The 22091-nt window shown below is 73.1% G+C and carries 20 protein-coding genes and 1 pseudogene; 5 read left to right on the top strand and 16 right to left on the bottom strand.

Annotated elements, in window-relative coordinates:
* The gene (locus tag BJY14_RS23380) at window positions 1–954 is read left to right on the top strand and encodes a phosphate acyltransferase (RefSeq protein WP_179845585.1); all 954 of its coding nucleotides are present in this window, start codon (window positions 1–3) and stop codon (window positions 952–954) included.
* On the opposite strand, the gene BJY14_RS23375 is transcribed toward BJY14_RS23380, so the two are convergent.
* Entirely contained in the window at window positions 948–1682 is a 735-nt protein-coding gene (locus BJY14_RS23375) for a spheroidene monooxygenase (RefSeq protein WP_218905563.1), read from the bottom strand. The genes BJY14_RS23380 and BJY14_RS23375 overlap by 7 nt on opposite strands.
* 12 nt (window positions 1683–1694) lie before the next feature.
* Here BJY14_RS23375 and BJY14_RS23370 point away from each other — a divergent pair, with 12 nt between their 5' ends.
* Window positions 1695–2300 carry a glycerol-3-phosphate acyltransferase gene (locus BJY14_RS23370; RefSeq protein WP_258943934.1) on the top strand — a complete coding sequence of 202 codons (606 nt, stop codon included), beginning with the start codon at window positions 1695–1697 and terminating at the stop codon, window positions 2298–2300.
* On the opposite strand, the gene BJY14_RS23365 is transcribed toward BJY14_RS23370, so the two are convergent.
* From BJY14_RS23365 to wrbA, 6 genes and pseudogenes are all read right to left on the bottom strand, one after another.
* Window positions 2251–3393: a glycosyltransferase family 2 protein gene (locus BJY14_RS23365; RefSeq protein WP_246396054.1), complete on the bottom strand. Its 1143-nt coding sequence runs from the start codon at window positions 3391–3393 to the stop codon at window positions 2251–2253. The two genes, BJY14_RS23370 and BJY14_RS23365, sit on opposite strands and share 50 nt — an antisense overlap.
* Window positions 3390–4859 carry a phytoene desaturase family protein gene (locus BJY14_RS23360; RefSeq protein WP_179845584.1) on the bottom strand — a complete coding sequence of 490 codons (1470 nt, stop codon included), beginning with the start codon at window positions 4857–4859 and terminating at the stop codon, window positions 3390–3392. The genes BJY14_RS23365 and BJY14_RS23360 overlap by 4 nt, the downstream gene beginning before the upstream one ends.
* Window positions 4847–5647 carry a carotenoid biosynthesis protein gene (locus BJY14_RS23355; RefSeq protein ID WP_246397072.1) on the bottom strand — a complete coding sequence of 267 codons (801 nt, stop codon included), beginning with the start codon at window positions 5645–5647 and terminating at the stop codon, window positions 4847–4849. Before BJY14_RS23355 ends, BJY14_RS23360 begins: the two co-directional genes overlap by 13 nt.
* 61 nt (window positions 5648–5708) lie before the next feature.
* On the bottom strand, window positions 5709–6314 hold the full coding sequence (locus BJY14_RS46660; RefSeq protein WP_312879368.1) for an MFS transporter: 606 nt from the start codon (window positions 6312–6314) through the stop codon (window positions 5709–5711).
* 136 nt (window positions 6315–6450) lie between these two features.
* Window positions 6451–7053: pseudogene (locus BJY14_RS46655) on the bottom strand (MFS transporter); the annotation flags it as partial.
* Between the two features lie 135 nt (window positions 7054–7188).
* Window positions 7189–7869 (bottom strand): NAD(P)H:quinone oxidoreductase, encoded by a 681-nt coding sequence (wrbA, locus tag BJY14_RS23345; RefSeq protein WP_179845583.1) that lies wholly within the window; start codon window positions 7867–7869, stop codon window positions 7189–7191.
* Window positions 7870–7946: 77 nt separating this feature from the next.
* Here wrbA and BJY14_RS23340 point away from each other — a divergent pair, with 77 nt between their 5' ends.
* Entirely contained in the window at window positions 7947–8408 is a 462-nt protein-coding gene (locus BJY14_RS23340; RefSeq protein WP_179845582.1) for a MarR family winged helix-turn-helix transcriptional regulator, read from the top strand.
* 56 nt (window positions 8409–8464) lie between these two features.
* Here BJY14_RS23340 and BJY14_RS47315 read toward each other — a convergent pair whose 3' ends face one another.
* Complete coding sequence (locus BJY14_RS47315) at window positions 8465–9490, bottom strand: LuxR C-terminal-related transcriptional regulator (protein WP_179845581.1); 1026 nt, start codon at window positions 9488–9490, stop codon at window positions 8465–8467.
* 348 nt (window positions 9491–9838) lie between these two features.
* Here BJY14_RS47315 and BJY14_RS23330 point away from each other — a divergent pair, with 348 nt between their 5' ends.
* A complete protein-coding gene (locus BJY14_RS23330; RefSeq protein ID WP_179845580.1) occupies window positions 9839–11221 on the top strand; it encodes a carbohydrate-binding protein in 1383 nt (460 codons plus the stop codon).
* A gap of 57 nt (window positions 11222–11278) precedes the next feature.
* Here the strand turns inward: BJY14_RS23330 and BJY14_RS23325 are convergent, their stop codons facing one another.
* The 8 genes from BJY14_RS23325 to BJY14_RS23290 form a co-directional block, all read right to left on the bottom strand.
* A complete protein-coding gene (locus BJY14_RS23325; protein ID WP_179845579.1) occupies window positions 11279–12856 on the bottom strand; it encodes a right-handed parallel beta-helix repeat-containing protein in 1578 nt (525 codons plus the stop codon).
* Between the two features lie 420 nt (window positions 12857–13276).
* The gene (locus tag BJY14_RS23320; RefSeq protein WP_179845578.1) at window positions 13277–14323 is read right to left on the bottom strand and encodes a dienelactone hydrolase family protein; all 1047 of its coding nucleotides are present in this window, start codon (window positions 14321–14323) and stop codon (window positions 13277–13279) included.
* Entirely contained in the window at window positions 14323–15606 is a 1284-nt protein-coding gene (locus BJY14_RS23315; protein WP_179845577.1) for a Gfo/Idh/MocA family protein, read from the bottom strand. The genes BJY14_RS23320 and BJY14_RS23315 overlap by 1 nt, the downstream gene beginning before the upstream one ends.
* A 110-nt stretch (window positions 15607–15716) precedes the next feature.
* A complete protein-coding gene (locus BJY14_RS23310; RefSeq protein ID WP_179845576.1) occupies window positions 15717–16973 on the bottom strand; it encodes an ABC transporter substrate-binding protein in 1257 nt (418 codons plus the stop codon).
* Window positions 16974–17064: 91 nt separating this feature from the next.
* Window positions 17065–17925 carry a carbohydrate ABC transporter permease gene (locus tag BJY14_RS23305; protein WP_179845575.1) on the bottom strand — a complete coding sequence of 287 codons (861 nt, stop codon included), beginning with the start codon at window positions 17923–17925 and terminating at the stop codon, window positions 17065–17067.
* Entirely contained in the window at window positions 17909–18913 is a 1005-nt protein-coding gene (locus BJY14_RS23300) for a carbohydrate ABC transporter permease (protein ID WP_179845574.1), read from the bottom strand. Before BJY14_RS23300 ends, BJY14_RS23305 begins: the two co-directional genes overlap by 17 nt.
* 203 nt (window positions 18914–19116) lie before the next feature.
* Window positions 19117–20097 (bottom strand): aldose epimerase family protein, encoded by a 981-nt coding sequence (locus tag BJY14_RS23295; protein WP_179845573.1) that lies wholly within the window; start codon window positions 20095–20097, stop codon window positions 19117–19119.
* Window positions 20094–21056, bottom strand: coding sequence for a LacI family DNA-binding transcriptional regulator (locus BJY14_RS23290; RefSeq protein WP_179845572.1), 963 nt, complete (start codon window positions 21054–21056; stop codon window positions 20094–20096). The genes BJY14_RS23295 and BJY14_RS23290 overlap by 4 nt, the downstream gene beginning before the upstream one ends.
* 145 nt (window positions 21057–21201) lie before the next feature.
* Here BJY14_RS23290 and BJY14_RS23285 point away from each other — a divergent pair, with 145 nt between their 5' ends.
* Window positions 21202–22089 (top strand): NAD-dependent epimerase/dehydratase family protein, encoded by an 888-nt coding sequence (locus BJY14_RS23285; protein ID WP_179845571.1) that lies wholly within the window; start codon window positions 21202–21204, stop codon window positions 22087–22089.
* Window positions 22090–22091 lie beyond the last annotated feature (2 nt).

The raw sequence follows: 22091 nt of genomic DNA, 5'->3' as shown, positions 1-22091 counted from the left end.
ATGGGCGGGACGGGCGGCCAGTACGCGGCGGACACGGCGCGGGTCGTGCTCGACGCGATGGGCGGCGACCGCGGGCCCGCCGAGACCGTGCCGGGCGCGCTGGCGGCGCACCGCGAGCACGGCGTGCCCGTCCTCCTGGTGGGACGGGCCGACGAGATCGACGAGGAGCTGCGGCGGCACGGCGGCATCGGCGAGCTGGAGGTGCAGCACGCCGACGACGTGATCCCCATGGCCGACCGGGGCTCGAACGCCGCGTTCCAGGCGAAGTCCAGCCTGATGGTGGGCTGCGAGCTGGCCCGCCGCGAGGGGGCCGCGTTCGTGTCGGCCGGGTCCACCGGCGCGGTGGTGACCTGCGCGGTCCGCGCCTTCGGGCGGCGCGAGGGCGTGCTGCGCCCCGCGCTGGCCGTGGCGCTGCCCGCCCTGTCGGGCCACACCGTCCTGGTCGACGCGGGCGGCACCGCCGACCCCTCGGCGGAGATGGTGGCGCAGTTCGCGACGCTCGGCGCCGAGTACGCGCGGAGCGTCCTGGGCGTGGCCGACCCCACGGTGGGGCTGCTGTCCATCGGAGCGGAGCCGGGCAAGGGCAACCGGCTCGTCCGGGACGCGGCGGTGCTGCTGCCGGGGATGCCGGTGCGCTTCCACGGCAACGTCGAGGGCCACGACGTCCTGGCCGGAACCGTCGACGTGGTCGTGACCGACGGGTTCACCGGGAACGTCGTGCTGAAGAACATCGAGGGCTGCGTCCGCACGACGCTCGGCCTCGTCGCGCGCGCCGGGGTCACCGACACCGGGCCCCTGGAGGCGGTCGCGCGGCTCTACGCGGCCGACACCCACGGGGGCGCCGCCCTGCTGGGCCTGACCGGGACGGTCGTCGTCGCGCACGGCTCGTCGAACGCGGCGGCCGTCGCGCGCGCCTGCGTGGTGGCACGCGACCTGGCCGCGGAGGGTCAGTGAGCCACGGGGCCGGGGGCGGCTCCGTCCCGCTCCCCGGGGCGCAGCGGGTCGCGGCCGTCCCAGGTCCCCTCGGCACCGAACGGAACGAAGCGGGCGAAAAGCTCCTCGCTGTACCAGCCCTCGCGGCGGACGCGCCTGATGACGGCGCGGTGGGCGCTCCCCTGGTAGGCGTAGCGGTGGACGGACGCCTCGTCCCGCCACAGCGAAAAAGTCGCCTGCCGGGCGAGGGGCCACTCCCCGATCCCGACCGAGGCGAGGCAGCCGTCCTGGCCGCCCAGCAGGCGGTCCACGTCCGGCACGGAACGGTAGAACGCCACCAGCCGTCGCGGACGGATCGACGCCCTGGTCAGCACGGCCACCGGCCCGCGCGGCGCGGGACGGTCCACCGTGTCCCCGAGCGGGTCCGCCCCTCCCCAGCCGCCCCGGGACGCCAGCGGCGCGAGCCGCACATGCCAGGACTCCTCGGCCTCGTCCCGCCACCGCGCCGCGATCGGCGAGCGCGCGAGGAAGCGCTCCAGCGCCGGTTCGCCGTCCCACACCGCGAACAGGGCCCAGCGGCGCAGGTCGGCGCCGAGGCTCATGGAGCGGCCCCTCCCCGTCCCGAGCAGCCGCCAGAACCGCAGCCCTCCGGTGCCGCGCAGCACCGGACGGTCGAACGCCATGTGCCGCATGGCGTCCACTCCCGCGTACCTGACGAGGTGGAACGAGGCGATGATGTCCGTGCTCATGGCGGTGGTCCCGTGTTCACAGCGGTGATTCCCATGCTCGTGGCGGTCGTCGGCGGCTACCTGCTCGGCTCGGTGCCCGTCGCGGTGCTCGTCGGGCGCGCCCACGGCCTCGATCCGCGCGACGTCGGCGACCGCAACCCCGGCTTCTGGAACGTCATGGAGCAGCTCGGCCGGAAGGCCTCCGTGCCCGTCTTCGCCGGCGACATGCTCAAGGGGACGGCGGCCGGGCTGGTCGGCCTGCTGGTGAGCGGCGCCGAGACGGGCCGGTTCGGTTCGGTGGCCGGGGCGAGCGTCCTGCCGGTGTACGCGGCGGTCGGCGCGGCGATGGCCGGCCACGCCTGGCCGGTGTTCGCCGGGCGCCGGGGCGGGCGCTCGATCCTGACGTTCGCGGGCGGGTTCGCGGTGATCTGCCCGGTGGCGTTCGCGCTCGGCCTCGTCCTGCTCTTCGCGGGCAGCCTCGTCTTCTCGTTCGCGTGGGGCACCCGCCTCGCGGTGTTCTCGCTGCCGGTGCTCCAGCTGTTCTTCGCGCCGGTCGAGCAGGTCGCCGGGACCGGGGCGCTGATGTGCCTCATCGGGCTGCGCTTCGGGCAGGCGGCGCTGGCCGGACGGCGGACCTGAACGTCGCCGGGCCGTAGTCCCGGCCGCGCCAGGTGCGCGCCGGCAGCAGCGCCGACCAGGTGAGCCGGACGGCCGTCGCCACGTCCATGAACGGGGACGCCGCGAGCCCGGGCCCGGGACGCGCGTAGCTGCCGCGCAGCGCCGTCACGAGCAGGAGCCGCTGCGCGAGGAGGCCGAGGTCGAGCGGCGTCGGCCGTCCCGCCGCGAGCCGCAGGACGGGCAGCGCGGCGGTCAGCCACACCACGGCCAGGTCGCCCGCCAGATGGGCCGCGGGGGTGACGTCCCGCAGCGCGATGGAACGCCCCCACCCGTGCCACACGTCCGCGGCGGAGGTGTGCATGTCCACCTCCAGCAGCGGGCCCGCGTCCACGAACGCGACCCGCCAGCCGTCGCGGGCGAGCAGCCTGCCGAGCGCCACGTCGTCGGTGAGATGGCGCCGGACCCGCGCGAACCCGTCGGCCTCGTCCATGCGCGCCTTGCGGAAGGCCATGCACTGGCCGTTGATGAGCAGCCGCTCCGCGGACGCCCCCGGCCCGGCCGGGCCCGTCGTCGAACCGATCGGGCCGAAGCGGTAGACGAGCGTGGCCAGCAGCGAGGCGTGCAGCGCCTGCTCCACCGCGTTGTCGCAGATGAAGCGGGGCCCCGCGCTCACCAGGTCGTGGGCGTTCAGGAGCGCCGCCAGCTCCGCGCAGAGGCCCGGCTTGGGACGCATGTCGGCGTCCAGCAGGACCACGATCGGGCCGGTCGCGGCCCGCACGCCCTGGTGCAGGGCCCACTGCTTGCCGACCCACCCGTCCGGCAGCGGCGCGCCCTCGACGACGGTGGCGCCCAGGCTCTTCGCCAGCCGCGCCGTGCCGTCGCGCGACTCGTCGTCCACGACGATGACCTCGCTCACGGCGGGGTCGGCGAGCAGCGGCGCCAGGCACGCCCCGATGCGGGACTCCTCGTCGCGCGCGGGGATCACCACCGACACCCGCTCGGGCGGTCGACCCGCCGCGCCCGGCCTCAGCGGTTCGGGACGGTGGCGCCCCCGGGCGAGCCGCGCCGCGACGACCCCGGCGGCGGCCGCCTGGAGGACGGTCATCGCCCTCATCGCGTCTCCGTTCTCTCGCGGGGCGCGGTGCCGCGGGCGCCGCCGAAGTCCTGGTTCACGAGGGCGGCGACGATCCGTCCGCCCATCGCGACGAGCGGGAGACCGCCGCCGGGATGGGCCGACCCGCCCACCAGGTAGAGGCCGCGCCGCGGCCCGCGGTTGCCGGGCCTGCGGAACGGCGCGAGGCGTCCCTGGTAGGGGGTGCCGTAGATGGCTCCGCCCCAGGCGCCGTACCGGTCGCGCAGGTCGGCGGGCGTGAACATGTCCACGAAGCGGAGCCGTCCCGACAGGTCGTGCCCGCGCTTCGCCAGACGCTCCAGGACCAGGTCCCGGTAGGACTCGCGGGACATCGGCCAGCGGCCGGGATCGCGCGCCGGGACGTTCACCAGCATCGCCCAGTTCTCCGCCCCGTACGGGGCCTGCGCCGGGTCGTCCACCGCCGAGCAGCCGATGTAGACGGTCGGGTCGTCCGGCGGCACGTTCCGGCGGAAGATGTCGTCGAACTCCTTGCGGTAGTCCGCCGAGAAGACGACGGAATGGTGCGGCAGGTCCTCCGTGCGGCCGTCCACCCCCGCGAGCAGCAGGAACGCCGACGACGACAGGCCGAGCCCGGCGAGCCTGCGCAGCCGGCGCCGGTCGGGCAGCAGCCAGCCGTACAGCGCGGCGGCGTCCGCGTTGACCACCACGGCGTCCGCGTCCACCCGCTCCCCCGACGCCAGCACCACGCCCGACACCGCCGAGCGGCCGGCGACCACCTCCGCCACCTCGGTCCCGGTGTGCACCTCGACGCCCGCATCGGTCAGGAGCCGGGCGAGGGCGTCGGCGATGCGCGGCAGTCCGCCCGTCACGTACCAGCCGCCGTGCCCGTGCTCGATGGCCGGGACGCAGCCGAGGGCCGCCGGCGCCTGGTACGGGCTCGACCCCGCGTACGTCGCGTACCGGCCGACGTACTGCCGCATGCGCGGGTCGTCGAAGAAGCGCCGCGCCAGGCCGTCCAACGTCCGGCCCGGCGCGACCGAGAACAGGTCGCCGATCCGGGGCTTCTCGGAGGGGCGTCCCAGCGGCCCGGAGAAGAACGTCCGCTCCGAGGCCGCGTAGCACTCCTCCGCCCAGCCGTAGAAGGACCGCCAGGCCGCACCCTGCCCGGGGCTGAGCCGGTCGACCTCCTCTTCCATCCGGGCGGGGCTGCGGAACGCGCGCAGACGCGTCCCGTCGGCGAAGTGGTACCGGCACAGCTCGTCCAGCTCCACCAGCGGGACGTCCACCCCGAGTTCCTGGAACAGGCGCGGCATGGTCAGCAGGGACGGGCCGAGCGAGAACGCGAACCCGTCCCGCTCGTACTCCGCCAGCTTCCCGCCGAGCCGGTCCAGCCGCTCGTACAGCCGGACGTCGTGGCCGCCGCGTGCCAGCCGCAGCGCGGCGGTCATCCCGCCGACCCCGCCGCCGACCACGATCACTTCCGCCATGCGCGCCTCCATGCCGGGACGGCGAACGCCCCCATCGCCACCCCGCCCGCCGCCGCGACGAGCGGGTCCCTGGGCTCGAACACCGCCGCGAACGCCACCGTCTCCATACCCGCCATCACCGAGTAGAGCGTGACGAGCCCCCGGGACGGGCCCTTTCGCCAGGACGGGAGTGCGGCGTCCTCCCGTCCGGTGTCCTCCCGTCCGGCGATCAGGTCGATCGCCAGCATGACCAGGAACGACACCGCCAGCCATCCGGCGAAGTTGCTGAGCGGGACCCCCCGGTAGGGGCCCTCGTCCGCCCACGTCCACAGGCCGAGCCGCAGCATCTGCGGGTCCAGGAACAGGTCCCACGCCGTCAGCGCCGCGGCCCCCGCCGCCCACCGCGCGACCCGGTTCCGCGGGGCGATCGCGGTCGCGACGGCGTGCGCGGCCAGCCCCATGCCGCCCCACGCCGCCGCCACGATGACCGGCACGCCCCCGGCCTGCGGGCGCAGCACCGAGGTGTAGGAGTACTCCCCGAACGGCACGCCCGTGCGGATGCCGACCCATTCGGCCGCGTAGCCGATGGCCACCGTCGCGGCGAAGGCCCCGGCCGCGCGGCCGGGGCTCCGCCGGTCGGCGAGGAACGCCACGGCGCTCGCGGCCAGCAGCACCACGACGACGCTGGTCAGCCGGATCGGCTCGGGCCTCAGCCCGGACGCGACCTGGGCCGCCACCATCGCGGCCAGCAGGCCCGCGCCGAGCAGTCCGAGGGGGCGCGGCGCCGGCGCGTCCCAGCCGAGCCGCATTCTGCGCACGAATCCCACACGACCACTTCGTACCGGGGCGGCCCGGCGGATGCATCGATCGTCAGGACGCGTCCCCGCGGCCCGGCAGCAGCAGTCCGGCCGCCGCGATGAGCAGGCCCAGACCGGCCGCGATCAGGAAGACCCGGTCGTAGCCGGCGGCGAGGGCGGCGGTCGTGCCCGGCGCGCCGGACGCGGCCCGCGTGCGCGCGGCGGCGGCCGTCGCGAGCACCGCCAGGCCCACCGCCCCGCCCGCCTGGGAGGCGGTGTTGGCCAGCCCGCCGACGACGCCCGCGTCGCCCTCGGGGACGCCCGCGGTCGTCGCGGCCATGAGGGTGGGGAACGTCAGCCCGATGCCGACCGCGACGAGCAGCGTGGGTCCGAGCACGCCGGTGAGGTAGCCGCTCCCGGCGCCGGCCTGGGAGAGCCAGCCGAACCCCGCGAGGAAGCAGCCGCAGCCCGCCAGCACCAGGAGGCGCGCGCCCGTCCGTGGCAGCAGCCCGGCGGCGAAGCGCGCGACCAGCATGAACACCACGGCCGCGGGCGTCTGCCCGAGCCCGGCCCGGAGCGCGCCGTAGCCCAGGACGTTCTGCAGGAACAGCGACGTGAAATACCACATCGCGATGGCGATCCCTCCGAAGAGCAGCAGCATGCCGCCGCCCACGGCCACCCCCCCCCCGGATCCTGAACAGCCGCAGCGGCATCAGCGGCCGGGCGGCGAAGCGCCCCTCCACCACGAGGAAGACGGCGAGCAGGAGCAGGCCGGCCGCGACCGGGCCGGCGACCCGCGCGGACGTCCAGCCGTGGCCGGCGCTCTGCATGACCCCGTAGATCAGCGCGGCCGCCCCGGCCGTCCCGGCGGCGGCGCCGGGGAGGTCGAGCGGCTCCCGCCGGCCGGTCCGCGCGCCGGGCAGCGACGTCAGGGCCACCACGATCAGCACCGCGCCGATCGGCACGTTGATCAGGAACACCCACCGCCAGGACAGGCCGGTCGTGAGGGCCCCGCCCGCGAGCGCGCCCGCCATCCCGCCCACGCCGCCCGCGGCGGACCAGGCGCCGAACGCCCGGGCCCGCTCGCGGCCCCCGGTGAAGCCGGTGTTGATCACGGCCAGCGTCGCCGGGGCCAGCAGCGCGGCTCCCGCGCCCTGGACGGCGCGCGCCGCGACCAGGACCTGCGGCGCGGCCGCCAGGCCGCCGGCCAGGCTGGAGGCGGAGAACAGGAACATCCCGGCGGCCAGCGCCCGGCGGTGGCCGGCCAGGTCGGCGGCGCGCCCGCCCAGCAGCATCAGCCCGGCGAAGGTGAGCAGGTAGCCGTTCACCACCCAGGCGAGTCCGGCCGCGCCGAAGCCGAGGTCCCGGTCGACCGAGGGCAGGGCGACGTTCACGATGGACGCGTCCAGGATCACCATGAACTGGCACGCGCACACCAGCGCCAGCACGAGGCGCCCGGGCCCGGTCCCCGCCTTCGCGGACTCCCGGCTCGACGCCTTCGCGGACAACTCAGACGACACGGGAACCTCCCACGTTCGAAGGAACGCGGCCGCTCACGCCGGCGTCCGGACGTTCGTCTCGGCGGCGCGCTCGCCCTCGGCGGCGCCTCCGTTCACGCCGGTGGCGCGGGTTCCGGCCAGCAGGCGGGCCGTGGTCCGGGCGAGGCGGCGGCCCTGGTGGCGGGCCGCGTCGAGGGACGCCGTGTCGGGGCCGTCGCCGGACGGGCCGGTCACCGCCGAGGCGCCGTAGGGGTTGCCTCCGGCGGCGTAGACGGCCGGGTCGGTGTAGCCGGGCGGGACGATCAGCGCGCCCCAGTGGTAGAAGACGTTGGCCAGCGAGATGATCGTGGCCTCGTTGCCGCCGTGGCGGTTGAACGCCGAGGTGAACGCGGTCACCGGCTTGTCGGCCAGCACGCCTTCGCGCCACAGCCCGACGCTCTGGTCGATGAACTGCTTGAGCTGTGCGGCGGGCGCGCCGAAGCGGGTCGGCGTCCCGAACGCGTACGCGTCGGCCCACGCCAGGTCCTCCACGGCGGCCTCCGCGATCGAGGCGGTGGCGTCCACGTGCCGCCGCCACCGCGGGTTCTCGTCGATCGTGCTGCCGGCCGCCAGTTCGGCGACCCGCCGGAGTCTCACCTCGGCCCCGGCTGACGCGGCGCCCTCGGCGACGGCCTGCGCGAGCGCGTGCACGGCGCCCGTCGAGCTGTAGTAGATGACGGCGACCTTCACGGACATGTCGGCTCCTCGACGTCGCGCTAGAATTAGTTATGCGCATAATGTTATGCGCATAACTAATCCGTCAAGGAGGGGCCGTGGACTTCGACCGAGCCGACGCGATCAACCAGGCCGTCCGGCTGCTGAGCCTGCGCCACCGGGCCCGGGCCGCCGCCCTGCTGGCCCCGCTCGGCCTGCACCCCGGCCAGGAGGCGCTGCTCCTCGAACTCGCGCGGACCGGCCCGAGGATCCAGGCCCAGCTCAGCGAGGCGCTCGGCTGCGAGCCGCCCAGCGTCACGCTCATGACCCGCAAGCTGGAGGCGTCCGGGCATGTCCGCCGCAGGCCCGCGCCTTCGGACAGGCGCGCCAGCATCGTGGAGCTCACCGACTCCGGCGCAGCCCTGGCCGAGCGGGTCAAGGACCTGTGGTGCGCCCTGGCGGAGGAGACCGTCACCGGCCTGCCCGAGCGGACCGTGGCGGACCTGCCCGGCCTGCTCGCGACCCTGACCGCCAACGTCGACACCCGGCGCGCACGCCCCGCCCGCGGGTCCGGCGAGTGAGCACGCCGGCCCGTTCGGCCGGACGCGTGTGAAGGAGCCCGCGCGGTCGCGGGGTCTCAGACCAGGCCGCGACGGGCGGCGTGGACGCCCGCCTGGAACCTGGTGCGGGCGTTGAGGGTGCGCAGGAGGCGGGCGACGTGCCGGCTGACCGTGCGCGCGCCCATCCCGGTGTGGCGGGCCACCGCCTCGTCCTTCAGCCCGGCGGCGAGGAGGGTGAGCAGATGCCGGTCGGCCTCGGACAACCGGGGCCAGACGTCGACCGGGCCGGACTCGTCGTCGAAGCGCAGCGGCGTCGCCTGCTCCCAGCAGGTGTCGAAAACCTCGATGAGAATGTCGAGCAGCGTCGACGGGCGGATGAGCGCGGTGATGCCGGGATCGTCGCCCCGCAGCGGCATCAGCGCCATCTCGTCGTCCACGATGACGAGTTTGGCGGGCGGGTTCTCCAGGATGCGGGCCCGTTCACCGAAGCCGGAATCCTCGCGGGCCAGCTCCATGCGCGCGGGGATGGCGAGAGCCTCGGGCGTGTAGATGGCGCGGTACTCCACGCCGTTCGCCAGGCGCTCGCGCTCGATCGCGTTCGGGCTGACCGGGTCGACGGCGTAGGGCGGCTTGTCGATGGCCTTCACGTGCCTGACCGCGGCGCGCTGGACCTGCTCGTAGCGCTGGATCACCGCGTCCAGCCCGTCGATCACCTCCACCAGCCGCTCGGGGTTCGACCGCTGCTCGGCGGCCAGCAGATCGCCGTTGATCCGCTTGGCCTCGATCCGCGCGCGGATGAACTCGGTCTCCCGCTTGCGGATGAGCGTCTCGACCACGGCGTCCGGAGGATGGGCCGTGTACGCGCGGTCCGCCGGGGCGGCCGCCCCGCCCGCGCCCGCGACCCCGGCCGCGCCCTCCGCGCTGATCATGCCGAGGTCCTCCATCTCCAGGAGGAGCGCCGCCAGGCGGGGACGCGGTGCCTCCGACATCCCCGCCAGCTCGCCCAGCGTGCTGCCCGGGTTGTACAGCAGCGTGAGGTAAAGGGTCTGCTGCGTGGCGGTGACACCGAGAGCCGCGAATGGATTCTCACCTGGTGCGGTCACGGGAAACATGAAAGGGATTATGAAGCCGATGGAGTGCGACTTCCAAGTAACCTCCGTTTCGGCCCGGGCCCGGCGCGCACCCCGCACACACCGGGCCCGAACCGCCGCCGGGAACCGCAGATACTTCCCCTGCTGCCAGTTCCGGCCGCACATCTTCCATCGCCGAGCTCCCTTACGCGACTGAACGGAAGCAATTCGACTTTGCCTTCCGGACGCCGCGCACGGCAAGCGGATCAGTGGCGAATTCCGACACGGGCGAAAACTCGCCAGAACGCGGGGGCGGAGAGCCTTTCTCGCCGCGCGAGAGGACATCTACGTTTGCCGCACCCCCACCCCCGAGGAGAGACCATGTCCCACAGACGCAGCATGCGCGTCGCCGTGCTCGCGGCCGGCGCGCTGGGTCTGGCCGGCGCGCAGGGCATCGCGGTCGCCCAGCCGGGCCCCGCCGGGCCCGCCCGTCCGGCCCCCCGCACGGCGGCTCCCTACTCCGCGGCGACGGCCGCGGACGTTCCGCCGGCCATGCTGAAGGCGATGCGGCGCGACCTCGGCCTCACCGAGGCGCAGGCGAAGAAGGCGCTGGTCAACCAGTTCGACTCCGGTGTCACCGCCGGAAAGCTGCGGCTGAGGCTCGGCGGCGACTTCGCCGGGAGCTGGGTCAGCGGCAGGACCGCCGAGACGCTGCACGTCGCCACCACCGACCCCGCCCGGACGGCCGAGATCAGCGCCCAGGGCGCGCGGGCGACCGTCGTCGGCCGCAGCCTGGCCGACCTCACCGCCGCCAAGGCGAAACTGGACCGCGCCGCCGCGCGCGAAGCCCCGTCCCACTCCCCCGTCTGGTACGTGGACGTCCAGGCCAACCGCATCGTGGTGCTGAGCTCCGCGCCCGCCGAGGCCCGCGCCTTCGCGAAGGCGGCCGGAGTCGACGCCGCCGAGGTCACCGTCAAGCGCTCGGCCATCAGGCCGCGCACCTACTACGACCTGCGGGGCGGCGACGCCTATTACATGAACGGCTCGGGACGCTGCTCGATCGGGTTCTCTGTCAGGCGCGGCGGCACGCCCGGCTTCATCACCGCGGGGCACTGCGGCCAGCCGGGCACGACCACCAGCGGGTACAACCAGGTCCAGCAGGGCAGTTTCCAGGGCTCCTCGTTCCCTGGCAACGACTACGCCTGGGTCGCGACGAACGGCAACTGGTCGCCGGTCGCGCGCGTGAACGGCTACGGATCCGTACAGGACCCGGCCGTCTCCGGCTCGACGGTGGCGCAGACCGGCTCCCCGGTGTGCCGGTCCGGATCCACCACCGGCTGGCACTGCGGCACCGTCCAGCAGCTCAACACGAGCGTCACCTACCCGCAGGGCACCGTCTCCGGGGTCACCCAGACGAACGTGTGCGCCGAGCCGGGCGACTCGGGCGGCTCGTTCATCTCCGGCAGCCAGGCGCAGGGCACGACGTCCGGCGGCTCCGGCGACTGCCGCAGCGGCGGGACGACGTTCTTCCAGCCGGTCAACGAGGGGCTCCAGGTCTACGGCCTGACGCTCTACACCGGCACGTCCAACCCGCCCGACGACCCGCCGGACGACCCGCCGAGCGGCAGCTGGGCGGCGGGCACCGTCTACCAGGTCGGCGACGTCGTGACCTACAACGGCGTCGGCTACAAGTGCATCCAGTCCCACCAGGCACAGCCCGGCTGGACGCCGGAGAACGTCCCGGCGCTCTGGCAGCGCGCCTGACGCGAGACCCCGGCCTTCCCCCGGGCGTGACGCCGGGGGAAGGCCGGATCCATGCCGTCACGGAGTCTGTGCTCTGCCCCCGAAGGTCACGACGAGGCGGCCGTCCGGCGCGAAGGACCAGCCGAGCGCGCCCGCGTAGGAGGAGCACCGGGAGCCGTTCGAGCCGGACCAGAACTGGTCGGACCCGTCGGCGTCGCCGACGACCTTGTCGTTCGACCCGTCGACGGCGAACCGGCACGAGGTGTCGTTCCGGAACACCGAGGTGCCGGCGTCGAACGAGAAGTTGCGCTCCTCGTTGTCGACGCTGACGTTGTCCGACACGGTCATCGGGCCGGGGTTCCTGTTGTAGGTGAACCCGTGGTGGCCGTTGCCGTAGGCGATGCTGCGCCGGACGACGTGCTTGACCGCGATGTCCTCGCCGCCGAGCTTGTAGCCGTTGCGGTCGCCGTTCCCGGCCTGGCCGCCGTTGGAGAGCGTGCCGTTGCCGTAGGAGAGGGAGTCCTCGATGGTCACCGGGCCGATGGCGCCGGTCTCGCTCTTGGTGTAGAGGTCCCAGCCGTCGTCGATGTTGTTGTGGGAGACGTCGTAGCGGAAGACGTTGCCGGAGCCGATGGTGAGCTTCGCGGCGAAGCCGTCGGCGTCCTCCCCGTCGGAGTCGGCGTTGTCGTGCGACTCCGAGCTCACCACGAGGTTGCCGGAGGGCCACTGGTCGCGGGGGGTGTCGGAGGCGACCCGCGAGATCTGGAGTCCGGAGTCGCGGTTGAAGCGGGTCACCGCGCGCTCGATGACGTTGCCGCTGCCGCCCACGAAGATCCCGTTGTCGCCCGCGTGCTCGACGACGACGCCGCGGACGTGCCAGTACGACCCGTTCACGGCGAGGCCGCGGTTGGCCGGGTCCTCGCTCATGGCGGCGAAGTTCAGCACCGGAGTCTCGCCCGGATAGGCGAACAGCTCCGTGCGGTCGCCCTGCGTTCCGTTGCGGCCCTGCGGGATGGCGACCGTCTGCGAGTAGCGGTAGGTCCCGCCGCGCAGGTAGATCGTCCCGCCGGGGGCGACGCGCCCGATCGCGGAGGTGAGCGTCGTCGGGTCCGCCTGCGTCCCGGACGCGCCGTCACTGCCGCCCGGCGCCACGTACAGCGTGTCGCCGCCGGTCGGTGGCGGGGTGTCGCCGGTGTCGGCCTCGACGTAGTCGATGTTCGGCAGGCCCTCGGCGCCGGTCGGGGTGAACCGGACGGTGTTGGCGCCCGCGTTCACCGGCACCGTGATCGTCTTGGTGGCCCAGGCGTCCCACGAGGCGGTGCCCTCGAACGACACCGCCGGGACGGCCGCGCCGTTCACCGCGACGTCCGCGGCCCGCGCGGCGGAGGTGCCGTTGGCGAAGCGGACCCGCAGCGTCGCGCTGCCCGCCGCCGGGGCGTTCACCGTTAACTGCGCGTAGGCGCCGGCCCGGTTCGTGGCGTTGCAGAATCCGCTGCCGGAGTAGCCGCTGTGGTTGGAGTCGATGGTGCCGGTGCACACCGCCGGCGAGGTCTCGGCCTCGTAGCGGGTGGTGGCGGCGTGCGCGGCGGTGCCGGGCAGGGCGGCGAGCCCGCCGGCCACCAGGCCGCCGCACGCGATGAGGGATCTCAGCTGCATCGTCGTTTCTCCTGTCGAGTGTCGGAGCAGTTCCTGAGCAGGATCGAAGTGAAAGCGTGAATTGCGCGGCGCCCAGGACAGACGCAGCTTCCACTGCTTTCCAGATTGTCGCGGACGGGCTGTAGGGTGGGGGCGGACGGGCCCGCGACGAAGGAATCAGAAGCACGGACAAGACGCCTTTCTGGCGCGATCGCGGCCATCGCCATGGGCCGCTCATCGGGGTGGGAGCGGGCGGAAGGCCGGACATCGGCCTTCCTCAGAAAGCGCTTTCCTCCACGTTAGATCCGCACCACTATTACGTCAACAATCCTGCAATTGTTTCATGACTCAGACCCCTGAAACGTGCATCGGAAAACGCATTCAACCGACCTGACGGCCGGAACGCCCAACGGCCGCCGCACCGAAACTTCGCCGGTCGGATCAACGAGCCTTTCCGGCCGTCTCGGCGAGCCAGGCGAAGGCGGCGTCCTGCATGGTGCGGTCGAAGCGGTGCGGGGCGTCGAAGAACATTCCGGCGTAGAGGCCCGGCGCGTCCCGGTAGGCGTCCGTGATCTGGCGATGGGCCCGGCGCATCCCGGTCGCCGGGAAGAGCGGGTCCGCGGCGGCGTAGAGGACCATCCGCGGAGCCGGTGCGCGGGAGGCCACCACACCGGGCCAGTCCGCCAGCCGGGTCAGCCCCGGCGGGAACAGCATCCAGGAGTGCGCCGCCACGTGCTCCTCGCGGAGGTCCCGGAAGGAGGAGACGGCCGCGGCCACCACCACGGCCCCCACACCGGAGTCGAGCGCCCCCAGAACCGCGGCCCGCACCCCGCCCCCCGACAGCCCGATCGCGGCGACGGCGGCGATGTCGGGACGGGAGCGCAGGTAGGCCGCGGCCGCGAGGTCCTCGGAGGCGATGACCCCGGTGAACGAGGTGCCCAGCAGCGTGCAGGTCTTCGCCAGGACGTGCTCGTGGTCGCGGGCGGCTCGGTCGTAGCGGTCGGGTTCGCTCGCGTCCGGGCCAGGGCCGGGATCCAGCGGGAACCGGCGGCCGCCCCAGGCGAACACGTCGTGGACCAGCACGGCGAAGCCCCGGCGGGCCAGCTCGCCCGCGTAGGCGCGGCCCCCGTAGAGCCGGTCGCGCAGGCGGGCGATCTCCGGCGCCGGCGGCTCCGGGCCGTCCGCGATCTTGTCCTTGCCCGCCCACTTCATGCCCGCGTGGCAGTGCATCGCCAGCACGCCGGGCAGCGGACCGGCGACGCCCCGCGGACGGAGCAGATACGCGCGGGTGCGGGGGCCGAAGCCGACCGTCCAGGACAGTTCCTCCCCGTCCAGGCCGGCGCCGGTCCAGCGGCGCTCGACGCGGACGTCGCGGGCGCGCAGGTCGAGCACGCCCAGCGCGTCCCGGAGGCGTTCGGGCAGGTCCGGCCCCGGTCGCGGGAACAGCCCGCGGTCGCGGCGGGCGATCTCCGCCAGTTCCCCGAGCATCAGTCCGCCCGGCGGGTGCCGTCCGCCGTGAGGGCGACGGGGGCGCCGGTCGCGGCGGACAGGCCGGCGGAGACGCCGATCATCACGCTCGCGACGCCCGCGCGGTACCCGGCCTGGCGGCAGAGCGGGTCGTGCGACGGTCCCCGGAACACGTCGTCGAGCAGGAGGGCGTCGCCGCCGCCGTGCGCGCCCGCGCCGTTCCCGATCACGATCTCCTCCGGCTCCCGCCAGTGCCGGTGCAGCACCAGCCGCTCGGACGCGCCCGCGGCGTGCTCCTTGCCGGACGCGGTCGGGTCGATCGCGGCGTGCGGCGGCGTCCACGCGCGCTCGACGACGTCCAGTTCGAGCCGTCCGGCGGTGCCGTTGAGGACGGCCCGGTACCCCTCGGCGGGCGCGTGCGCGTTGAGGGAGTAGGTGAGCATCGCGCCGCCCTCGTAGCGGACGAGGACCGCCATGTTGTCGTCGATGGTCACGCCCTCGCCGAAGACGTCCTGGTCGCGCAGGTACCCGTCCTCGTGCTCGGCGTCGAGGTAGAGGCTCTTGAGCCGGGGGTCGGCGGCCAGGTCCAGCAGGAACGGGTCCGTGCCGAGGCCCGCCGCGTCGCGGGCCCGGGCGGGACGTCCGGTGAGGCCGCGGGCGCGGGCGTTCGCGGCGCCGTAGAAGCGCAGCGACGTCTGGGCGTACACGGAGGCGGCGGCGTCGGCGATCCACCAGTTGACCAGGTCGAAGTGGTGGGTGGACTTGTGCACCAGCAGCCCGCCCGAGTTCGCCCTGTCGCGGTGCCAGCGGCGGAAGTAGTCGGCGCCGTGGATGGTGTCGAGCGCCCAGTCGAAGTGCACCGAGGTGACCTCGCCGATCGCGCCCTCCGCGACGAGCCGGCGGACGGCGCTGTTGCGCGGCGAGTACCGGTAGTTGAAGGTGACGACGAGCCTGCCCGGGCCGCGCTCGGCCGCCGCGGCGATCGCCGCGCAGTCCTCGGCGGTGGTGCACAGCGGCTTCTCCACGACGACGTCCTTGCCGGCGTCGAGGGCCGCGACCACGTAGCGGGCGTGGGCGGCGTCGACGGTGGTGACCACGACGGCGTCGGCGAGGTCGAGCACGGCCCCGAACTCCTCGGGCGCGAAGCACGGGACCTCGCGGCCGATCCGGTCGAGGTGGTAGCGCAGGCGCGTCCGGTTGGGGTCGCAGAGCGCGGCGATCTCGCCGGTGTCGCTCCATTCCCCGAGCAGCGCGTCGACGTACATCTGCGCCCGGTGGCCGAGCCCGACGAAGGCGTATCGCATGGCGGGAGAACTCCAGGGAGAGGGCGGGCGCCGTGCGGCCCGGCCGTCCTCGGGCCGCACGGCACGTCACGGGGGGGCCGGAACCGCGGCGGCGGGACCGGCCCGGGACATCAGGACAGCGCGTTGTCGGCCTCGGTGAGGAAGGTCTTGGCGGCCGCGTCCGGCTGCGCCTTGCCGAACAGCACCGAGTCGGTGGCGCGCTTGAGGATGTCCTCCATCTCCATCGCGCCCTTGGGCGGGACGACGACCGGGCTGAGGTCGCCCTTGATGGAGTCCATGAAGGCCAGCACCTTCTGGTCCGCCGGGGTGAGCCTGCTCTTGATCGTGGCGATGACCTTGGCGTTGGTGGGGAGGCCGCGGTCGCTGAGCAGGATCCCGCCGGCTTCCGGGTCGTTCACCAGGAAGTCGACGAACTTGCGGGCGTTCTCCGCCTTCTCGGACTTGGCCGAGATCGTGTAGTACATCGCCGGCTGGAGGAACATGCCCGAGGCGGAGGCGCCCGGCGCCTTCGGCATGCGCAGCAGGTCCAGCTCCTGCCCGGAGCCCTTCGTCAGCGCGTCGAGCTGGTTGCTCCACCAGCTGCCGAACACGCTGGTGTTGGTCGCGAGCAGCGCCTGGTCGACCTTGGTGCCGGTCTCCAGCATCTTGGCCGCGGCCGGGCCCGCCTTCGTGTCGATGATCTTCTTCAGGAGCGCCCACCAGTCCTTGACGGTCTGCTCCGACAGGGCGACCTTGCCGTCCCCGTAGAACTGCTCGCCGCGCTGCGCGGCGAAGATCTGCAGGAACGCCGGGTTCTCGTTGTACTCGGTGCCCCAGACCTTGCCGCCGCTCTTCTCCGTCACCTTCTGGGAGGTCGCGACGTAGTCGTCCCAGGTCCAGGTCCTGTCGTCGGGGGCCTTCTGGCCGTACTTCTCCAGGGCCGCCTTGTTGACGACCATCGGGAAGGCGTTGACGCCGGTGGGGATCGCGTACTGCTTGCCGTCGACCTGGCCGGCCTTCAGGACGCTCTGGTCGAGGTCGGCGGTGTTCACCTTGCCGGTGAGGTCGGCGAGGGTGCCGCGGCCCGCGTACTCCGCCAGCCCGCGGATCTCGATCGACATGACGTCGGGGGCGTCCCCGGCCGCGGTCTTGGTGGCGAGCTTCTCGTAGTAGCTGTCCCAGTCGGAGAAGTCGCCCTCGACGTCGATGCCGGGGTTCTTCGCCTCGAACTTGGCGATGGCCGCCTCGGTCAGCTTCTGCCGGGAGTCGCTGCCCCAGTAGGAGAAGACGATTCTGTTCTTGCCGCCGGAATCGCCGTCGCCGCTGCCGCACGCGGTGGCCGGCACCGCGAGCAGGGTGAGGGCGGTGGCCGCCAGGATGCGCTTCATGTGTCGTGTACCTCCGGGGACGGGGGTGGGGAGGGACGGGGGCCTGTTCGGGGGCGGGAGCCTCGCGGGCGGAGGCCTTCCGCGGGCGGGTCTATTTGAGGCCGGTGGTCGCCATTCCTCGGACGAGGTATTTCTGGCCGGCCAGGAAGAAACCGAAGATCGGACCGAGCGAGACGATCGACATCGCGAACATCGGCCCCCAGGAGGAGTCGCCGCTGGAGTCCATGAACTGGCGCAGCGCCACCGGGGCGGTGAGCTTGTCGGAATTGGTGAGGTAGAGGTTCTGGGTGAAGAAGTCGTTCCACGTCCAGATGAAGGTGAAGATCGCCGTAGTGGCCAGCGCGGGCACGCAGAGCGGCATCACCACCTGCAGGAACGTGCGCCAGTAGCCGGCGCCGTCGATCGCCGCGGCCTCGTCCAGCTCCCGGGGCAGGGTGCGGATGAACTGCACCATCAGGAAGATGAAGAACGCGTCGGTGGCGAGGAACTTCGGCACGACGATCGGCCAGATCGTGTTGATCCAGTCGATCTTGTTGAACATGATGTACTGCGGCACGACCGTCACATGGTGCGGCAACATGATCGAGCCCAGCATGACCGCGAACCAGAACCGCTTGAACGGGAACTCCAGCCGGGCGAACGCGTAGGCCGCCATCGAGCAGGCCAGCAGGTTGCCGACGACCGCGAGGGACGTGATGACCGCGGAGTTCCAGAGGTAGTACCCGAAGGAGTGCTTGAGCGCGCCCCACCCGCCGGAGTAGTTCGCGCCGGTGACCTCCGAGGGCACCAGGCCCGGCTCCCGGAAGATCAGCTCCTCCGGCTTGAGCGAGCTGGAGATCATCCAGAGCAGCGGGTAGAGCATGAACAGCCCGAACACGATCAGCAGCACGTGCCTGGTCAGCCGGGAGACGGGCCGGAACAGCACCGGCGCGCGCTTACCTGTCGTCGCCATAGAAGACCCAGAATCGAGACATGAGGAAGTTGACGGCGGTCAGGGCCGCGATGATGAGGAGGAGCACCCACGCCATGGCGGCCGCGTAGCCCATCTCGTAGTTCTTGAAGCCCTTGATGTAGAGGTAGAGCGTGTAGAAGAGGGTCGAGTCGACCGGCCCGCCGTTGCCGCCGCTGACGACGAACGACTGCGTGAACGACTGGAACGACTTGATCACTTCCAGCACGGCGTTGAAGAAGATGATCGGCGTGAGCAGCGGCAGCGTGATCGAGCGGAACTGCCGCAGCCGGCCGGCGCCGTCCACCCGGGCCGCCTCGTACAGGCTCCGCGGGATCTGCCGCAGCCCGGCCAGGAAGATCACCATCGGGGCTCCGAACGTCCAGACGTGCAGGACGATCAGCGTCCAGAGCGCGGTGTCGGGGCTGGTGACCCAGCCCTGGCCGTGGTAGCCGAACCAGCCGAGGAACGTGTTGACGATCCCGTCCGTCCCGAAGATCTTCCGCCACAGGATCGAGATCGCCACGCTGCCGCCGAGCAGCGAGGGCAGGTAGAACACCGACCGGTAGAACGACAGCCCGCGCAGTCCCCGGTCCAGCGCCATCGCCAGCCCGAGGGCGAAGGCGAGCTGCAGCGGGACGGACACGACGACGTAGGTGGTCGTGACCTTGAGGGAGTTGGTGAACCGGTCGTCGGCCGTGAACATCGTGTCGTAGTTCTTCAGGCCGACCCAGTGCGCCTCGCTGAGCAGGCTGTAGTCGGTGAACGACAGGTACAGCGAGGCGATCATCGGGCCGAGCGTGATGGCGAACAGGCCGACGAACCAGGGGGCCAGGAACAGGTGGGCGGTCCACGCCTGCGAGCGGGAGCGGCCGCGGCGGCGCCGGCCCCTCCGGCGTCCCGCCCGCCGCGGCGCGCCCGCCCCGGCGGGGGGCGCGGCCGGAGGCTGCGGCGTCTCCGCCGTTCCGGACGCCGCGGATCTCAGCGTCATCACTGGCCCTTCGGTGAGTCAGGTGAATCGAGATAGCGCTTTCTTAGCGCTCCGGCCGCGAGGACGTCAACCCTTTGCAGTGAGCTGGCTCACGATCACCTCCGAAGCGGAATCAGATATGACCAGTTCAGCGGCGTCATGAGCACGCAGTGCGAGCGGCAGATTGTTGCAGGTTGCGAGCTTTTACTACAACCGATTGCAGTTCAGGCATGTCCGAAGCGATAGGTGGTGACCGAAACGTGCTCCTGGCCGGGCCGCAGGACCGCGGACGGGAACGCGGGCCGGTTCGGCGCGTCGGGGAACCGCTGGGTCTCCAGGCACAACCCGGCGAACGGGCCGTAGGGCGTGGCGACACCGTCCAGCATGTGGCCTGTGTAGAACTGGACGCCCGGTTCGGTGGTGGTGACCTCCATCGTCCGCCCGCCGGCCGGATCGGCGACCGTCACCCGGCCCTGGAGCACGAAGCAGTGGTCGTAGCGGCCGCCGCGCCGCGCGCCCACGGGGGTGGGGACGGTGAAGTCGAACGGCGTCCCGGCGACCGGGACCGGCCCGCCCGTGGGGATCTTCCCCCCGTCCACCGGCAGGTAGCGGTCGGCCTCCATCGCCACCACGTGGCCGCGCACGTCGCCCGTGCCGGACAGGTCGAAGTAGGAGTGGTTGGTCAGGTTGACCACCGTGGGGGCGTCGGTCGTGGCCCGGTACTCCAGCCGCAGCGCGTCGCCGTCGAGCGCGTACCGGACGCGGGCGCGCAGCTCGCCGGGGTAGCCCTCCTCGCCGTCCGGGCTCACCAGGCTCAGCACCAGCTCCGCCGGGCCCGCCGACTCCACGCGCCACACCCGCTTGTCGAAGCCGCGGACGCCGCCGTGCAGGCTGTGCTCGCCGTCATTGGCGGCGAGCCGGTGCTCCCTGCCGTCGAGCGTGAACCGGCCCCGGGCGATGCGGTTGGCGTACCGGCCGACGACCGCGCCGAAGTAGCGGCTGCGGTGCAGGTAGTCGTCCAGCGTGGGGAGGCCCAGGACGACGTTGGCGCCGTCCGCGACCTCGACGCGCTGGAGGATCGCGCCGTAGGTCAGGACGCAGGCGCGCAACCGCCCGTTGTCGAGCACGTGCCGTTCGACCCGTTCGCCTTCGGGCGTGACACCGAACGCGGGCGTGGCTCCGGTGGCGCCGTCGTGCAACCTCATGGGATTCCTTTCGGGGGAGCGGTGGACTCGCGGACGACCAGGTGCGTCTCCAGGACGGTGGCGGCGCTCATCGACTTGATGAGCAGGTCGACGGCCATGCGCCCGGCGTCGGCCGCGGGCATCGCGACCGTCGTGAGCTTCGGCCGGTGCAGCCGCCCGGTGACGCTGTCGTCGACGCCGATCACGCTGACGTCGCCTGGCACGCTGACGCCCCGCTCCTCCAGCGCCTCGATGAGGCCGATGGCGACGAGGTCGTTGTAGGCCAGCACTCCGGTGACCCCCGCCTCGGCCACCCGTTCGGCGACGGCGGCGCCGCCCTCCTCGGTGGGGGCGTTCGGGCCGATGACGAGCGTGTCGAGCCCGGGCACCTCGGCCACGGCCCGGCGGATCTCGCCGCTCGTCCAGGATCCGGCCGGCCCGGCGACGAGGGCGACCCGCCGGTGGCCGAGCCCGGCGAGGTGCCCCATCGCGGCGCGGGCGCCCTGGGCGACGTCCATCACGACGGTCGGCACCCCGCGCATCCGCCGGTTGACCAGCACGAACGGGATCGTCTCGGCCAGCTTCTCCAGCGCCTTGTTGGACGAGCGCGGGCTGCACAGCACGATGCCGTCCACCTGCTTGGAGAAGGCCTGGACGAGGTCCTGCTCCTCCACGGGGTTCTCGTCGGTGTCGGCGACGAACAGGTGGTAGTCCTGGCCGCGGGCGGCGGCCTGGGCCGCCTTGATCAGCGGAGGGAAGAACGGGTTGGCGAGGTCGGCGACGATCAGCCCGAGGTTGCCGGTCCGGCCCGTGGTGAGCGCGCGGGCCGCCCGGTTCGGCCGGTAGCCGAGCTTCTCGGCCACCGCGAGGACCCGGGTCCGCGTCTCGGCGTTGACCATGTGGGGCGCGGAGAAGGTCCGCGACACCGTCGACACATGCACGCCGGACGCGTGCGCCACATCCCGGATCGTCACTGCCATGACGGCCATCCTAACGCAACCGTTTGCACGTCATGGCCAGCACATCAGAGTGTTTCACCTGGTCAACCGGTGAAGCTTGACGTATGGCCGGGGATCGAGCGATCGTTACTGCAACTGTTTGCAGGAGATCGAAGGAGCCGACGCGGTGAGCAGAGTGCTCGTCACCGGAAGCGCGGGCCGGCTGGGCCGAAGCGTCGTGACCGTGCTGGCGGCCGCCGGGCACGAGGTGATCGGCGTCGACACCGCCCCCGGCACGCCCCCGGACGCCGCCGCCACCCTACCGGCCGACCTCACCGACCTCGGCGAGGCCCACTCGGCCCTCACCCGGTTCCGGCCGGACGCGGTCGTCCACCTCGCCGCGATCGCCGTCCCCTTCGGCCGGACGGACGCCACGACGTTCCGCGTCAACACCCAGCTCGCCTTCAACGTCTGCGCGGCCTCGGTCGCGCTGGGCGTGGAGCGACTGGTCGTCGCCAGCAGCCCCACGGTGATGGGCTACGGCGCGCCCGGCGGCTGGGCGCCCGACTACCTTCCGCTGGACGAGAGGCACCCGGCCCGGCCGTGGAACGTCTACAGCCTGTCCAAGCTGGTCGCCGAGCAGACCGTGGAGACGTTCGCCCGCTCGGCGGAGGGCACGCGGATGGCCGCGTTCCGTCCCTGCTTCGTGGTCGCGCCCGAGGAGTGGGACGGCGCCCCCACCCAGTCGGGCCACACCATCCGCGAGCGGCTGGACCGGCCCGAGATCGGCGGCGCCTCCCTGTTCAACTACCTCGACGCCCGCGACGCGGGCGCCTTCGTCGACGCCCTCCTCGCCGGGCTGCCCCGGCTGGAGCGCAACGGCGAGGTGTTCTTCGCGGGCGCCGCCGACGCGCTGGCCCGCGAGCCGCTGGCCGAGCTGCTGCCCCGCTTCGTCCCGCAGGCGAAGGGGCCCGCCGGGGCGCTCACCGGCTCCTCCCCCGCGTTCTCCTCCGCCAAGGCCGAGCGGCTGCTCGGCTGGACCGCCGAGCGCACCTGGCGCACCGAGCTCGCCTAGTC

Source organism: Actinomadura luteofluorescens (assembly GCF_013409365.1).
In the GTDB taxonomy this organism is placed as follows: domain Bacteria; phylum Actinomycetota; class Actinomycetes; order Streptosporangiales; family Streptosporangiaceae; genus Spirillospora; species Spirillospora luteofluorescens.
The sequence above is the reverse complement of the archived record's forward strand: the minus strand, read 5'-3'. Positions and strand labels throughout refer to the sequence as shown.

What these genes read in the sequence shown, in the direction of transcription:
- BJY14_RS23330 (WP_179845580.1), top strand. Translation starts at nt 9,839, where the DNA reads ATGTCCCACAGACGCAGCATGCGCGTCGCCGTGCTCGCGGCCGGCGCG.
- BJY14_RS23375 (WP_218905563.1), bottom strand. Translation starts at nt 1,682, where the DNA reads ATGAGCACGGACATCATCGCCTCGTTCCACCTCGTCAGGTACGCGGGA.
- BJY14_RS23310 (WP_179845576.1), bottom strand. Translation starts at nt 16,973, where the DNA reads ATGAAGCGCATCCTGGCGGCCACCGCCCTCACCCTGCTCGCGGTGCCG.
- BJY14_RS23305 (WP_179845575.1), bottom strand. Translation starts at nt 17,925, where the DNA reads ATGGCGACGACAGGTAAGCGCGCGCCGGTGCTGTTCCGGCCCGTCTCC.
- BJY14_RS23360 (WP_179845584.1), bottom strand. Translation starts at nt 4,859, where the DNA reads ATGGCGGAAGTGATCGTGGTCGGCGGCGGGGTCGGCGGGATGACCGCC.
- BJY14_RS23315 (WP_179845577.1), bottom strand. Translation starts at nt 15,606, where the DNA reads ATGCGATACGCCTTCGTCGGGCTCGGCCACCGGGCGCAGATGTACGTC.
- BJY14_RS23320 (WP_179845578.1), bottom strand. Translation starts at nt 14,323, where the DNA reads ATGCTCGGGGAACTGGCGGAGATCGCCCGCCGCGACCGCGGGCTGTTC.
- BJY14_RS23325 (WP_179845579.1), bottom strand. Translation starts at nt 12,856, where the DNA reads ATGCAGCTGAGATCCCTCATCGCGTGCGGCGGCCTGGTGGCCGGCGGG.
- BJY14_RS23365 (WP_246396054.1), bottom strand. Translation starts at nt 3,393, where the DNA reads ATGAGGGCGATGACCGTCCTCCAGGCGGCCGCCGCCGGGGTCGTCGCG.
- wrbA (WP_179845583.1), bottom strand. Translation starts at nt 7,869, where the DNA reads ATGTCCGTGAAGGTCGCCGTCATCTACTACAGCTCGACGGGCGCCGTG.
- BJY14_RS23300 (WP_179845574.1), bottom strand. Translation starts at nt 18,913, where the DNA reads ATGACGCTGAGATCCGCGGCGTCCGGAACGGCGGAGACGCCGCAGCCT.
- BJY14_RS23380 (WP_179845585.1), top strand. Translation starts at nt 1, where the DNA reads ATGGGCGGGACGGGCGGCCAGTACGCGGCGGACACGGCGCGGGTCGTG.
- BJY14_RS23290 (WP_179845572.1), bottom strand. Translation starts at nt 21,056, where the DNA reads ATGGCAGTGACGATCCGGGATGTGGCGCACGCGTCCGGCGTGCATGTG.
- BJY14_RS23295 (WP_179845573.1), bottom strand. Translation starts at nt 20,097, where the DNA reads ATGAGGTTGCACGACGGCGCCACCGGAGCCACGCCCGCGTTCGGTGTC.
- BJY14_RS23355 (WP_246397072.1), bottom strand. Translation starts at nt 5,647, where the DNA reads ATGCGGCTCGGCTGGGACGCGCCGGCGCCGCGCCCCCTCGGACTGCTC.